Source organism: Mesorhizobium sp. 43Arga (assembly GCF_053714255.1).
In genome coordinates this window covers 225,076-237,724 of record NZ_JBSKBO010000007.1, presented here as the reverse complement: position 1 = coordinate 237,724, position 12,649 = coordinate 225,076, and the positions used below count along the sequence as shown (strand labels likewise).

The following is a 12,649-nucleotide window of genomic DNA, read 5'->3' as shown; positions in this document are numbered from 1 at the left end:
GACGCCGCTTTCAGAGCGAGCGGCCGATCAGCAATTTCATGATCTCGTTGGTGCCGCCGTAGATGCGCTGGACGCGAGCGTCGCGGAACATGCGGGCGATCGGGTATTCATTCATGTAGCCATAGCCGCCATGCAATTGAAGGCATTCGTCGACGACTTTGCCCTGCAGGTCGCTCAACCAGTACTTGGCCATCGAGGCCGTCACCGGATCGAGCCCGCCATTGATGTGGCGGGTGACGCAGTCATTGTAGAAGACACGGCCGATGGTCGCCTCGGTCTTGAGTTCGGCCAGCTTGAACTGGGTGTTCTGGAAGTCGATGATCGCCTTGCCGAAGGCCTTGCGTTCCTTGACGTACTCGATGGTCAGCGCCAGCGCCCGCTCGATCATGGCGATGGCGCCTGTGCCGATCTGCAACCGCTCCTGCGGCAATTGCTGCATCAGCTGGATAAAGCCCTGCCCTTCTTCGTGGCCGAGCAGATTGGCGGTCGGGACGCGCACGTCGTTGAAGAACAGTTCCGACGTGTCGTTGGCCTTCAGGCCGATCTTGTCGAGGTTGCGGCCGCGCTCAAAACCTTCGACCTCGTCGGTCTCGACGACGATCAGCGAGGTGCCCTTGGCGCCCTTTTCCGGATCGGTCTTGGTGACGACGATGATGAAGTTGGCCAGTTGGCCGTTGGTGATGAAGGTCTTGGAACCATTGATCCTGTACTGGTTGCCGTCCTTCTCGGCCCGCGTCTTGACGCCTTGCAGGTCGGAGCCGGCGCCCGGCTCGGTCATGGCGATGGCGCCGATCAATTCGCCGGTGGCGAGCTTCGGCAGCCACTTCTTCTTCTGCTCCTCGGAGCCGTAGTGGAGGATGTAAGGCGCGACGATCGAATTGTGCAGGCCGATGCCGAAACCGTCGACGCCGACATGGCCGATCGCCTCGATGATGGCGCTCTCATGCGCGAAGGTGCCGCCGGAGCCGCCATATTCCTCCGGCATCGAGGCGCAGAGCAGGCCGGCGGCGCCGGCCTTGCGCCAGCTCTCGCGGTCGACCATCTCGTTCTTCTCGAACTCGTCGTAGCGCGGCGCGATCTCCTCCGACATGAAGCGGGATGCCATGTCATAGAGCATGCCGACCTCGTCCGCCGCCCAGGCGGGCTTGGGAAGGCCAAGGATCTCGGCGGGGTTGGTCATGTGGATATGGTACTCCTCCCAGAGCGCATCGTCAGAACTCAGGTCGGGGCACGTCACCCTGGCCTCAACCGACCCTCCCCTAGAGGGAGAGGGCAACCATCTTTAGAACGCTTCCGCCGGCAGGGCCATCAGCGTGTCCGCACCACTCGAAATACGGGCGAGATGGGCCGACGTCTCCGGCATGATCCGCTCCATGAAGAAGCGCGCCGTCACCACCTTGTTGTCGTAGAAAGGCTGGGAGCCGTTGGCGCCGGTCTTGCCCTGAGCCGCCTTGGCCATCTGCGCCCACATGTAGCCCAGCGCCACAAGGCCGAAGAGATGCATGTAGTCGGTCGAGGCCGCGCCGGCATTGTCGGGCTTGGCCATGCCGTTCTGCACCAGCCACATGGTCGCCGCCTGCAGATCGTTGAGGCCCTTCTTCAACCCCTTGGTGAAGGGCGCCATCTTCTCGTCGGCGCGGTTCTCCTCGCAGAACTCGCCGACCTCCTTGAAGAAAGCCTGGATGGCGCGGCCGCCATTCAGGCCGAGCTTGCGGCCGACGAGGTCGAGCGCCTGGATGCCGTTGGCGCCCTCATAGATCATGGCGATGCGGGCATCGCGCACGAACTGGCTCATGCCGTGCTCTTCGATGTAGCCGTGGCCGCCGAACACCTGCTGGGCCATGACGGCGTGGTCAAAACCCTTGTCGGTGAGCAAGCCCTTGACCACCGGCGTCATCAGGCCGGTATAGTCGTCGGCGGCCTGCCGATCCTTGTCGTCGGCGGAGCGGTGCGCGATGTCGGACTTGATCGCAGTCCATAGCGCCAGCGCGCGGCCGGCCTCGTTGAAGGCCTTCATGGTCATCAGCGAGCGGCGGATGTCGGGATGGACGATGATCGGGTCGGCCTTCTTGTCCGGCGCCTTGGCGCCCGACAGCGAACGGCCCTGCAAACGGTCCTTGGCGTAGGCGACGGCGTTCTGGTAGGCGATCTCCGACAGCGAAAGCCCCTGCAGGCCGACTCCGAGGCGGGCCTCGTTCATCATCGTGAACATCGCCTTGAGGCCGCCATTCTCCTCGCCGAGCAGCGTGCCTTCGGCCTCATCATAGTTCATGACGCAGGTCGAATTGCCGTGGATGCCCATCTTCTCCTCGATCGAGCCGCAGGAGAGCGTGTTGCGTTCGCCCGGATTGCCCGAAGCATCGAGCTTGAGCTTCGGCACGATGAACAGCGAGATGCCCTTGACGCCTTCCGGCGCGCCCTCGATACGGGCCAGCACGAGATGGACGATGTTGTCCGACATGTCGTGCTCGCCGGCCGAGATGAAGATCTTCTGGCCTGAGATCTTGTAGGTGCCGTTGCCGTTCGGCACCGCCTTGGTGCGCAGCAGGCCGAGATCGGTGCCGCAATGCGGCTCGGTCAGATTCATGGTGCCGGTCCAGGAACCCTCGACCATCTTCGGCAGCCATTTGGACTTCTGCTCGTCGGTGCCGTGGGTGATGATCGCCGCGATCGCGCCTTGGGTCAGGCCCGGATACATCATCAGCGACATGTTGGCCGAGACCATGTATTCGGCGACGGCGGTGTGCACGGCATAGGGCAGGCCCTGGCCGCCGAACTCGACCGGCGCCGCCAGACCCATCCAGCCGCCCTCGCGATACTGGTCGAAGGCCTCCTTGAAACCTTTGGGCGTCGTCACCGAGCCGTCGTCGTGACGCACACAGCCTTCCATGTCGCCGACACGGTTGAGCGGATGCATGACGTTTTCAGCAAGCTTGGCGCCTTCGGCGAGGATCGCTTCCAGCACGTCGGGCGTGGCGTCGGCAAATCCGGGAAGGTTCGAATAGCGCTGATAGCCCAGCACGTCGTTGAGTACGAACAGCGTATCCTGGACCGGAGCCCTGTATGTCGGCATGCCTTTTCTCCACCCTGCGGACCTAGTCCGAAAGCCCCCGAATTCATGTCAGGGCGGCATGCGGACCCGTGTTGAAGCCGGGATAGCAAAAATTGACGTTTGCGTAAACGTCAATTTTTTCGATGCGACAAGATTTCTGCCCTGCCCCTGCTTGGTGAGCCTAGCGGCGCGACGTCATGCAAGCCAGCGCCGAGGGGCCAGAGAGGAAGATGCAAGGCAATGAAAAAGCCGCGCGGCAGAGTCGCGCGGCTTTTGATCGTCAGAAATTCAGCAGACTTGCTTAGCTCGCGACGCTCGCCTGCGCCGTGCGTTCGGTCAACATCTGGCGCACCGCCGACATCGAGCCCGAGAGCTCATTGATGGCGTCGTCGATCAGCGCCCGCTGCTTCTGCAGGCGGGCGAGCTGCTTCTCCGACTTGTCCAGCGCCAGCCGCAGCTGCTTGGTGTTGGAACCGGTCGGATCGTAGAGATCCATCATCTGCTTGACGTCGCGCAGCGAAAACCCGACCTTGCGGCCGAGCAGGATCAGCTTCAGCCGGGCCTTGTCGCGGCGCGTGTAGAGACGAGTGGAGCCGTCGCGCTGCGGGTTGAGCAGGCCCTTGTCTTCGTAGAAACGCAGCGTGCGCAGCGTCACGCCGTATTTCTTGGCCATTTCGCCGATGCGGGCGAGGTCCTCGCCCGCTTCGACGGATACATTATTGGTATTGGCCGCGGTCTCGCCGGCCGAGATAAGCTTCATGGTCACTGGCTTTCCCCGTCTGGTGGCGTCGCGGTCCTGGACCATGCGTCGCCTGACTGGAAGCGGGGGCGTGCTTCCGGCCGTGGTTTCGACAAACAAAATCGCAAACAGCACAATCAATGCGCCTTTTACGTCTACGTCAATTCTATACCGATAGCCGTCTCATGACGCAAGGGGCGTTCTGTGAAGGTGCTTTATGCCGCACCGCGGCAGCGGCCGCGAACTTCCTTCGAACTTCTTAAGCTTGGTTAACGCGTTGTTTACCACGTTGGGGGAAATGTGGGCGCGTCGGCTACCCGTGGTTATCCTGTATCGAATTTTTCACGGTTTTTCGGAGCGCGGGTGAACCCCGGGAAGCTTGTCTTCCACCGTGGAAGCGCGGTCGCCTTCGTTCCGGCAGGGACTTGGGGAGCTGGTCGCAAGCCGGCCAATCTGAAAGACGGACGCACCGATGAACAGCAAGCGGTCCTATCTCGACACACTCAACGCCGGCAGGCAGCGCAAGCCGCAGACCACGCTCGAGCAACTGAACCGCTCGCTGGAGACGCTGGAACAGCGGCTGGGGCAGACCCGCGAGGAGGTGACGGCCCGTCCCGCTCCGCGCCAATACGGCGCCGACCCGCGCTATCCAGCCACCGAGCCGCGCTATCCCGCAGTCGACCCGCGTTATCCCGCCGCCCAGCCGACCGCTCAGCAGCGCTGGTATGAGGATCCGCGGCCGGCGGCGCGCCCGCAGACCCCGGCGCCGGGCCCCAGCTTCGACCAGAACTACCAGGCCATCGCCCGTGACATCGACCGCGTGCGCGGCCAGGAAGACAGCGTCGCCATGGTCGGAAAGATCGCCGGCGAATTGCGCGGCTTGCGCGAGGAATTGCGCCACCAGATGACGGCGGGTCTGCAGCGCGAATTCGATGCGCTGCGCAAGGATATCGATCGCGCCTTCCAGGCGAACGCCAGGCCCGGCACAGCGGGCAAGGGCAGCGCCGAACTCGGCGTCGAATTCGAACGGCTTTCCGGCGCCATCAAGTCGCTGTCGGAGAAAAGCGACGACAGAAGCGTCAACATGCTGCGGCTGGAGCTCGAGCAGGTCAAGGCTGCGCTCGACACGCTGGCGCGCGAGGAGAGCGTGCAGAAGGTCGACCGCCGCTGGGACGATTTCGACCGCCGCTGGACGGCTTTCGAAGACCGCGTCGACGCCGACCAGCGCAAGCGCTCCGACGACCCCGCCCTTGCGGCCCTGACCGACCGGCTGGAGCAGATCAGCAACGCCGTCAACAATCTGCCGGAATCGCTGTCGCTGCGCTCGCTCGAGGAAAAGGTGCGCACGCTGGCCGGCGCCGTCGAACACTTCGCGGGCCAGCAGGACAATCGCGGCGGTGACACGCTTGCCATGATCGACGAACGGCTGGACGAGATATCCCGGGCCATCGTTGCCTCGACCGTCGCGGCACAGGCCAATTCGGTCGACCACGAAGCCTTCGACCGCATCGAGAAGCGCATCGACTCGCTCGCCCGGCAGATCGAGGAAGTGGCGCAGGATCGCCCCGGCAATGCGGTCATGGATCGCCTGAGCACGCTGTCGAGCCGCGTCGACGAACTCGCCGGCCGCGCCAATTTACCCGAACAGGCGATGGAACGGCTGGCCAAGCAGATCACGCTCATCGCCGACAAGATCGACCAGGCGCCGGCCATGCCCGACGCAGACTACATCTTCCACGGGCTTGAGCAGCGCTTCGACGTGCTGTCCGGCATGATGGAACGCCGCCAAGGCGATGCCATCGAACAGGGCAACATGCTGTTTCGCGATCTCGAGCGTCGTCTCGACGAGGTTGCCGACCGGCTCGACCAGCGCCTCGCGCCGCAGATCGACAGTGCCGGCATCATGGAAGCCATCGACGCCCGCTTCACCGCGCTCGCCACGCGCATGGAGACGCGCGCCGCCGATCCTGCAGGCGAAGCGGCAATCCGAGGACTGGAAAGCCGGCTCGAGGACATTTCCAGCAGGCTCGATGCATCGGCGGCCCAGGTGGCCGGCATCGATCCGGCTCTGATCCGCAGCCTGGAGGCGCAGGTCGCCGGCCTGTCCGCCCATCTGTCCAGGCCCAGCACGCCGCTGCCGGAATTCGAGGACATCAGCCCGCGCCTCGACGAGATCGAGAAGGCGCTGGCCGGCACCCGCGATTCCATCCTCGGCGCGGCACGCGAAGCGGCCGAGAACGCGGTGCGTTCGCTGGCCGGTTCGACCGCCAACACGACGGCCGTTTCCGGACTTGCCCAGGACCTGAAGACTCTGGAAACGCTGACGCGGCGCTCAGACGAACGCAATTCGCGAACTTTCGAGGCTATCCACGATACTTTGCTCAAGATCGTCGACAGGTTGGGTTCGCTGGAGACCAGCGAACCGTCCGAAGCGGTGAGCGAGCTTCTGGGCCAGGACGAGGCTATCGGCAAGCGCCGTGCGCGGACCGCCAAGATGGCTGTCGAGGCACCGTCCCTGGATATTGACGAGCCGATGCCGCTGACCGGCGACATGGCCGATCTCGACGGCCGGGCCGCGGCGATAATGCGTAACGAGGGCACGCGCACGCCGGCGGAAGCGGCTGCCGCCGCCGCCATGGCCGCACTCGGTTCCGACACCATCGCCGAGAAGGACCAGCCGGCAGGCCGCAAATCGATGTTCGGCGGGCTGGCCCGCGCCTTCAAGGGCAAGAAGGCGGCGACGGACGTCCCGCCGCTGGCCGGTTCGGCGCCGAGCGGCGATATTCCGACTGTCGATCTTGACGAGCCGCTCGACCCGAAAATGGCCAACCGCCCGCTGGAGCCAGGCTCCGGCGCGCCTGACCTCAATGCCATCATGAAGCGGGTTCGCGACGAGCGTGGCCAGCCGGCAAAGCTTGGCGAAAGCGACGCTGCGAAATCGGATTTCATAGCAGCCGCGCGGCGCGCGGCGCAGGCGGCCGCCGCGGAGGCCGACGCCCTGAAGCGCCAGTCGACGGTGAAAGGCCCGGTGAAGGCGCTCAGGATCGGCGATCTGCTCAAGGCGCGGCGCAAGCCGATCCTGATGGCGGCGGCGGCGATCATGCTGGCGCTTGCCGGCCTGCAGCTCGGCAAGGCGTTCCTCTCGGATCCCGCTCAGGTGGCAAGCAACGACGCCGCACCGATCGTTGCCGCGCAGCCCGTGCAGACGGCATCCGTCGACACGGCGAGCCAACCGAAGACGCAAACCCAGCCAGCAGCACCGGACAACCCACCGGCCCGCGCCGTCAGGCAAGCCGAAGCATCCGCGCCACCGACCAAGGGCGACATGGCGGCGCAGACCGCCCTGGCGATGCCATCGGACACGGACGCGATGGCGAATACGGCGCCGGTTGCAGAGCCCGCAGCACCGCCGGCCGCTTCGGCCGCCTCTTCCGGCCCAAGCGCCGCCGCTTCAGACGCGATGGCTTCAGTAGCTCCGGCGCCAATTGCCACGACGCCGATGGATGCGACGGCTTCCGAGCCGGCTGCTGTCGCCGGCGGTGCGCAAGCGACAAATGCCGATACGCAGCCGCCCGCGGCCATGCCAACGGCGGCCAACGAGACCATTGCCAAAGACACGACCGGCGCCGTTGCGCCGGCAGATGCTTCCAAGACGGCAGCCGCGAACAAGTTCGACATTCCGGCCGATGCCGGCCCGGCCGCGCTGCGCGATGCCGCCGCCGGTGGCGACGCCAAGGCGCTGTTCGAGATCGGCTCGCGCTACGCGGAATCGCGCGGCGTCAAGGAAGACATGGCGGCAGCCGCCAAATGGTACGAAAAATCGGCGGAACTCGGTTTCGCACCGGCCGAATACCGCATCGGCAATTTCTATGAGAAGGGCATCGGCGTGGCCCGCGACATCAAGAAGTCGAAGACCTGGTACCAGCTGGCCGCCGAGCAGGGCAATGCCAGCGCCATGCACAATCTGGCCGTGCTGTTCGCCATGGCCGCCGATGGCGTGACCGACAATGAATCGGCCGCGCACTGGTTCCAGGAGGCCGCCGATCTCGGCGTCAAGGACAGCCAGTTCAATCTCGGCATCCTCGCCGCCAAGGGCGTCGGCATGAAGCAGAACCTCGAGGAATCCTACAAATGGTTCGCGCTCGTCGCCAAGACCGGCGACAAGGACGCGGCCGCCAAGCGCGACGAGATCGCCAATGCGCTGCGGCCCGAGCAGCTCGAGCGGGCGCGCGCCGCGACCGAACTGTGGAAGGCCAAGCCGCTCAATGCGGCGACCAATTCGGCCGACATTCCCGAATCCTGGCAGGAAGGCACGCCGCAGACGACCGCCGGCATCGACATGAAGAAGGCGGTCAAGAACATCCAGCTTATCCTCAACAAGAACGGCTATGACGCCGGCGGCGCCGACGGCGTCATGGGCGAAAAGACCAAGAACGCGATCATCGCCTTCCAGACCGACAACAAGCTGCCGGCGACCGGCGCGGTCGATGAAAAACTGGTGCGGGCGCTGCTGGCGCGCAAATAACAGCGAAGCGTCGTTTCCACGACGCTCTTGCCACACATTTGCCTGTTAACTGATTGAGATATTTTTTGTTTCAGCGCGGCGGCGGGGTTTGACCCCGCCGCCGCGCTGGCGCAAGGAAAAATTGGCTTTTCGGTGCGAGACTGCCCAGAACGGCTGTATTCGCCGACAGGCAAACTGATCGAGACTGACGGGTGGGCATCTATCTCCCGATTGCGGAAATTTCCGTCAACGTCTTCGTGCTGCTGGCCATGGGCGCCGCGGTGGGCTTCCTGTCGGGCATGTTCGGCGTCGGCGGCGGGTTCCTGATCACGCCGCTCCTGATCTTCTACAACATCCCCCCGGCGATCGCGGTCGCCACCGGCGCCAACCAGGTCATCGCCTCTTCCGTCTCCGGCGTGCTTTCGCACATGAAGCGAGGCACGCTCGACTTCAAGCTCGGCGGCGTGCTCCTGGCTGGCGGCATCATCGGCTCCACCGCCGGTATCTACGTCTTCGCCTTCCTGCGCCGGCTTGGCCAGCTCGACCTGTTCATCTCGCTGCTTTATGTCGTGCTGCTCGGCACGGTCGGCGGGCTGATGCTGGTCGAAAGCATCAATGCGCTGCGGGCCACACGCAGCGGTGCCGCGCCGGTGCTGAAGAAATCCGGCCAGCACAACTGGATCCACCGGCTGCCGCTGAAGATGCGCTTCAGGGCGTCGAAACTGTTCGTCAGTGTGATTCCGGTGCTTGGCCTTGGCGCTGGCATCGGCTTCCTGTCGTCGATCATGGGTGTCGGCGGCGGCTTCATCATGGTGCCGGCGCTGATCTATCTGCTCAAAGTGCCGACCAACGTCGTTATCGGCACCTCGCTGTTTCAGATCATCTTCACCTCCGCCTACACGACGCTGGTCCACGCCACCACCAACCAGACGGTCGACGTCGTGCTGGCCTTCCTTTTGATGGCGGGCGGCGTCGCCGGCGCGCAATATGGCGCCAAGGCCGGCCAGAGGCTGCGCGGCGAGCAGCTCAGGGCGTTGCTGGCGCTCCTGGTGTTGGCGGTGGCGATCCGGCTCGCCATCGATCTCTTCGTCACCCCGCCCAATCTCTTTTCGCTGTCCGCCGCGGGCCTCAACTGATGACGGGTCCGAAAGCGTTCGCAACCGCCATTCTCCTGTCGTTGCTTGCGGCCGCCGTGCCGGCAAAGGCACAGACACCATTGGTGGAAGGCATCCAGATCGGACTCTCCACCGACAACGTCTCGATCACCGCCGGCTTTTCCGGCGCCGACCTGACCATCTTCGGCTCGCTGGAAAATCCCGACCCGCTGGTTGCCCGTCAAGGCAGATACGATGTCATCGTCGTGCTCGAGGGGCCGCCACGATCGGTGGTGGTGCGCCGCAAGGACCGGGTGCTCGGCGTCTGGGTCAATCTGGCCTCCGAAACCTTCGAGAACGTGCCGATGTCCTATTCGGTGGCGACGACGCGGCCGCTGCAGGACATCACCGAACCCAACAGCTACAGGCAGCTGTCGCTCGGCGCCTCCAACCTCTATATGCAGCCCGCCGACGCCGGCGACAGCCCGGCAACCATCGAGGAATTCACCGCGGCCCTGCGCGAGCGCAAGGCGGCGACCGGCCTCTACAGCGAGAATGTCGGCGGCGTGCAATTCCTGTCGCAGAACCTGTTTCGCGCCACCGTCAGGCTGGCGCCGAATGTTCCGGTCGGCACCCACAAGGCGCGCGCGTTCCTGTTCAAGAGGGGCGTGTTCATCAAGGAGAGCTCGGCCCAGCTCGAAATCCGCAAATCCGGCTTCGAGCAGTCGATCTTCCGTGTCGCGCACAATTATTCCTTTCTTTATGGTGTCTTCGCCATATCGCTGGCCATGCTGACGGGCTGGCTCGGCAGGCTGATCTTCCGCAAGGACTGAGACGTCCAAAAGGGGGTTTCCCTTTCCCGCGCCATGCTATAGACCGCACCTCCCCGCCCAACGGGCAAGCACGCACAATTCAATTCGGCAGAGCGGTCCGGTCGTCCGGAACCACAGCGCACGCTTCTCCCGCGGGCGCGGATCCGCTGTCTGCCGCCAATGACAGGAGGCTGCTTTGCGACCAGCATTCGCCGGTATCGATTTCGGCACTTCGAACTCCACGGTCGGCGTGGTCCGCAACGGGCAACCCCACCTCGTCGCGCTTGAAGGCGGCCAGGTCACGCTGCCCAGCGCGGTGTTCTTCAATTTCGAGGACGGCCGCATCTGTTTTGGCCGTCAGGCCATCGCCAACTACACCGACAGCGTGGAAGGCCGGCTGATGCGCTCGCTGAAGAGCGTGCTGGGCAGCTCGCTGGCCCATGAGAAGACACGCATCAAGGCGCGCTCGATCGGCTTCATGGAGATCATCGGCCTATTCTTCGGGCATCTCAGGAAGAAGCTTGAAGAAGATGGCGGCGATCTGGTCGAGACCGTGGTGCTCGGCCGTCCGGTGCAGTTCGTCGATGACGATCCGCAGGCCGACGCGAACGCGCAGAGCGACCTGGAAAAGGCCGCGCACGCACAGGGCTTCAAGCACATCGCCTTCCAGTTCGAGCCGATTGCCGCGGCGCTCGACTATGAGCAGAGGGTGACGCGCGAAGAGCTGGCGCTGATCATCGACATGGGCGGCGGCACGTCTGACTTCTCAGTCGTGCGCGTCTCGCCGGAGCGTGCCCGGTTGCCAGACCGCAAGGACGATATCCTGGCCAGCCGGGGCGTCCATATTGGCGGTACGGATTTCGACCGTCTGCTCAGCATCGCCCATGTCATGCCGCAGCTCGGCTATTTGACCCCGACCAAGGACGGCAAGCGCAATCTGCCGGCCAGCTACTTCATCGATCTGGCGACATGGCAGCGCATCAACCTGGTCTACACCGCCAAGGCGATGACGCATCTGCGCCAGATCCGCTACGAGGCAGCGCGCGCCGATCTGGTCGACCGCTTCATCCACATCGTCGAGCACCGCTATGGGCACGCGCTGGCGGCATTGGTGGAAAAGGCCAAGATACAGTTGACCGACCTGTCATCGGCCGAAGTCGCGGTGAGGCTATCCGACGTGGAGTTCGCCGCCGAAATCACGCGTGACGGGCTGGACGCCACCATCGCCCGGGACATCGAGCGGGTCACCGCAACGGTGGCTGAGACCATGCGCGACGCTGCGGTCAAGCCATCCGACATCACCGCGGTGTTCCTGACCGGCGGCTCGACCGCGATCCCGCTGGCAAGACGGGAAATCCTGTCACTGGTGCCGCAGGCTTCCGTCATCGACGGCGACATGTTCGGCTCGGTCGGGCTTGGCCTGGCCTTGGATGCCCAGCGCAAGTTCGGCTGACCGGGTCCCCTCACCATGGTTTGCTGACGCACCCAAATGCGCCTTGAGCGCCATCTGGGCCAGGCTCGCCTGGCGATCGCGGTGCGTGATCATGGCAAAGTCGCGTTTCGGCAGTTCGAGCGGCACGGAGCGCAGGCTGCCTTCGGCAACGGCGCGTCCGACGACGAGCTCCGAAATGATGGTGGCGCCGGCGCCCGCCTCGACCGCCTGGCGAACCGCCTCATTGCTGGGCAGCACCAGGAACACCTGCAAATCGGCAAGCGAAATCCCTTCGCGCCGCGCCAGATCCTCCAGCACTTCGCGTGTGCCCGAACCGCCTTCGCGGATGATCCAGCGCAGGCCCTTGATGTCGGGACGGCCCGGTGCGGTTTCGACGATCTCGGGATGTGACGCAGCGACCACCAGCATCAACCGGTCGGTGTCGACCTTGGCGCGGCGCAATATGTCGGATTCAGTGCGCCCCTCGACAAGGCCGAGATCGGCGGTTCCATCCAGCACGCTGGCCTCGACCTGCCTTGTGTTGCCGATGCTGACGCTCAGCCGGACCGCGGGGTAGGCCTCGTGGAAGGAGGCCAGCCTTCGCGGCAGCCAGTAGCTGGCGATGGTCAGACTGGCGGCGATGGAGAGGCTGCCGGCGACCGTCTGCGAGACATGTTCCAGCACATTGCGCGCGGCGGCGGCCCGCTCCAGCACGGCCTTGGCTTCCGGCAGGAACCGGTGGCCGGTCTGGGCAAGCTCGATGTTGCGGCCGACGCGGTTGAACAGATGGACGCCGTGCTGCTCTTCAAGCGCGCGGATGGCGGCCGATGCCGCCGACTGGGAAATGCCCAGAAGCTCCGCCGCCTTGGTCATGTGGCCGCGCTCGGCGACGGCGACGAAAATGCGCAACTGATCCAGGGTCATGATGACATTAAGAACCAATACCGATCGAATTTACAAGAACAACTGATTAGACGGATCGATAGCTTCATTCTACATTTTCACGCGACGTTAGA

General features: G+C 64.5%; 8 protein-coding genes and 1 pseudogene. 5 read left to right on the top strand and 4 right to left on the bottom strand.

Annotated features, from left to right (window positions below; genetic code table 11):
- Positions 1 to 10: 10 nt before the first annotated feature.
- From ACWGS8_RS24080 to ACWGS8_RS24070, 3 genes are all read right to left on the bottom strand, one after another.
- Complete coding sequence (locus ACWGS8_RS24080) at positions 11 to 1,180, bottom strand: acyl-CoA dehydrogenase family protein (protein WP_454583246.1); 1,170 nt, start codon at positions 1,178 to 1,180, stop codon at positions 11 to 13.
- A gap of 102 nt (positions 1,181 to 1,282) precedes the next feature.
- Complete coding sequence (locus tag ACWGS8_RS24075) at positions 1,283 to 3,073, bottom strand: acyl-CoA dehydrogenase (protein WP_454583245.1); 1,791 nt, start codon at positions 3,071 to 3,073, stop codon at positions 1,283 to 1,285.
- A gap of 280 nt (positions 3,074 to 3,353) precedes the next feature.
- Positions 3,354 to 3,812 carry a MerR family transcriptional regulator gene (locus tag ACWGS8_RS24070; RefSeq protein WP_202359559.1) on the bottom strand — a complete coding sequence of 153 codons (459 nt, stop codon included), beginning with the start codon at positions 3,810 to 3,812 and terminating at the stop codon, positions 3,354 to 3,356.
- 451 nt (positions 3,813 to 4,263) lie between these two features.
- Between ACWGS8_RS24070 and ACWGS8_RS24065 the strand changes: the two are divergent.
- From ACWGS8_RS24065 to ACWGS8_RS24045, 5 genes and pseudogenes are all read left to right on the top strand, one after another.
- Positions 4,264 to 7,830, top strand: a pseudogene (locus tag ACWGS8_RS24065) (peptidoglycan-binding protein); the annotation flags it as partial.
- Positions 7,831 to 8,130: 300 nt separating this feature from the next.
- Complete coding sequence (locus ACWGS8_RS24060; protein ID WP_454583340.1) at positions 8,131 to 8,316, top strand: peptidoglycan-binding domain-containing protein; 186 nt, start codon at positions 8,131 to 8,133, stop codon at positions 8,314 to 8,316.
- 191 nt (positions 8,317 to 8,507) lie between these two features.
- Entirely contained in the window at positions 8,508 to 9,431 is a 924-nt protein-coding gene (locus tag ACWGS8_RS24055; RefSeq protein ID WP_010913372.1) for a sulfite exporter TauE/SafE family protein, read from the top strand.
- Positions 9,431 to 10,222 carry a TIGR02186 family protein gene (locus ACWGS8_RS24050; protein WP_454583244.1) on the top strand — a complete coding sequence of 264 codons (792 nt, stop codon included), beginning with the start codon at positions 9,431 to 9,433 and terminating at the stop codon, positions 10,220 to 10,222. The genes ACWGS8_RS24055 and ACWGS8_RS24050 overlap by 1 nt, the downstream gene beginning before the upstream one ends.
- Before the next feature lie 175 nt (positions 10,223 to 10,397).
- Positions 10,398 to 11,654, top strand: coding sequence for an Hsp70 family protein (locus ACWGS8_RS24045; RefSeq protein ID WP_454583243.1), 1,257 nt, complete (start codon positions 10,398 to 10,400; stop codon positions 11,652 to 11,654).
- Here ACWGS8_RS24045 and ACWGS8_RS24040 read toward each other — a convergent pair.
- Positions 11,562 to 12,557, bottom strand: coding sequence for a LysR substrate-binding domain-containing protein (locus ACWGS8_RS24040; RefSeq protein WP_454583242.1), 996 nt, complete (start codon positions 12,555 to 12,557; stop codon positions 11,562 to 11,564). The two genes, ACWGS8_RS24045 and ACWGS8_RS24040, sit on opposite strands and share 93 nt — an antisense overlap.
- Positions 12,558 to 12,649 lie beyond the last annotated feature (92 nt).

Bases quoted from the DNA above. Each gene is read 5' to 3' on its own strand.
- ACWGS8_RS24080 (WP_454583246.1), bottom strand. From the start codon at position 1,180: ATGACCAACCCCGCCGAGATCCTTGGCCTTCCCAAGCCCGCCTGGGCG.
- ACWGS8_RS24075 (WP_454583245.1), bottom strand. From the start codon at position 3,073: ATGCCGACATACAGGGCTCCGGTCCAGGATACGCTGTTCGTACTCAAC.
- ACWGS8_RS24070 (WP_202359559.1), bottom strand. From the start codon at position 3,812: ATGAAGCTTATCTCGGCCGGCGAGACCGCGGCCAATACCAATAATGTA.
- ACWGS8_RS24060 (WP_454583340.1), top strand. From the start codon at position 8,131: ATGAAGAAGGCGGTCAAGAACATCCAGCTTATCCTCAACAAGAACGGC.
- ACWGS8_RS24050 (WP_454583244.1), top strand. From the start codon at position 9,431: ATGACGGGTCCGAAAGCGTTCGCAACCGCCATTCTCCTGTCGTTGCTT.
- ACWGS8_RS24040 (WP_454583242.1), bottom strand. From the start codon at position 12,557: ATGACCCTGGATCAGTTGCGCATTTTCGTCGCCGTCGCCGAGCGCGGC.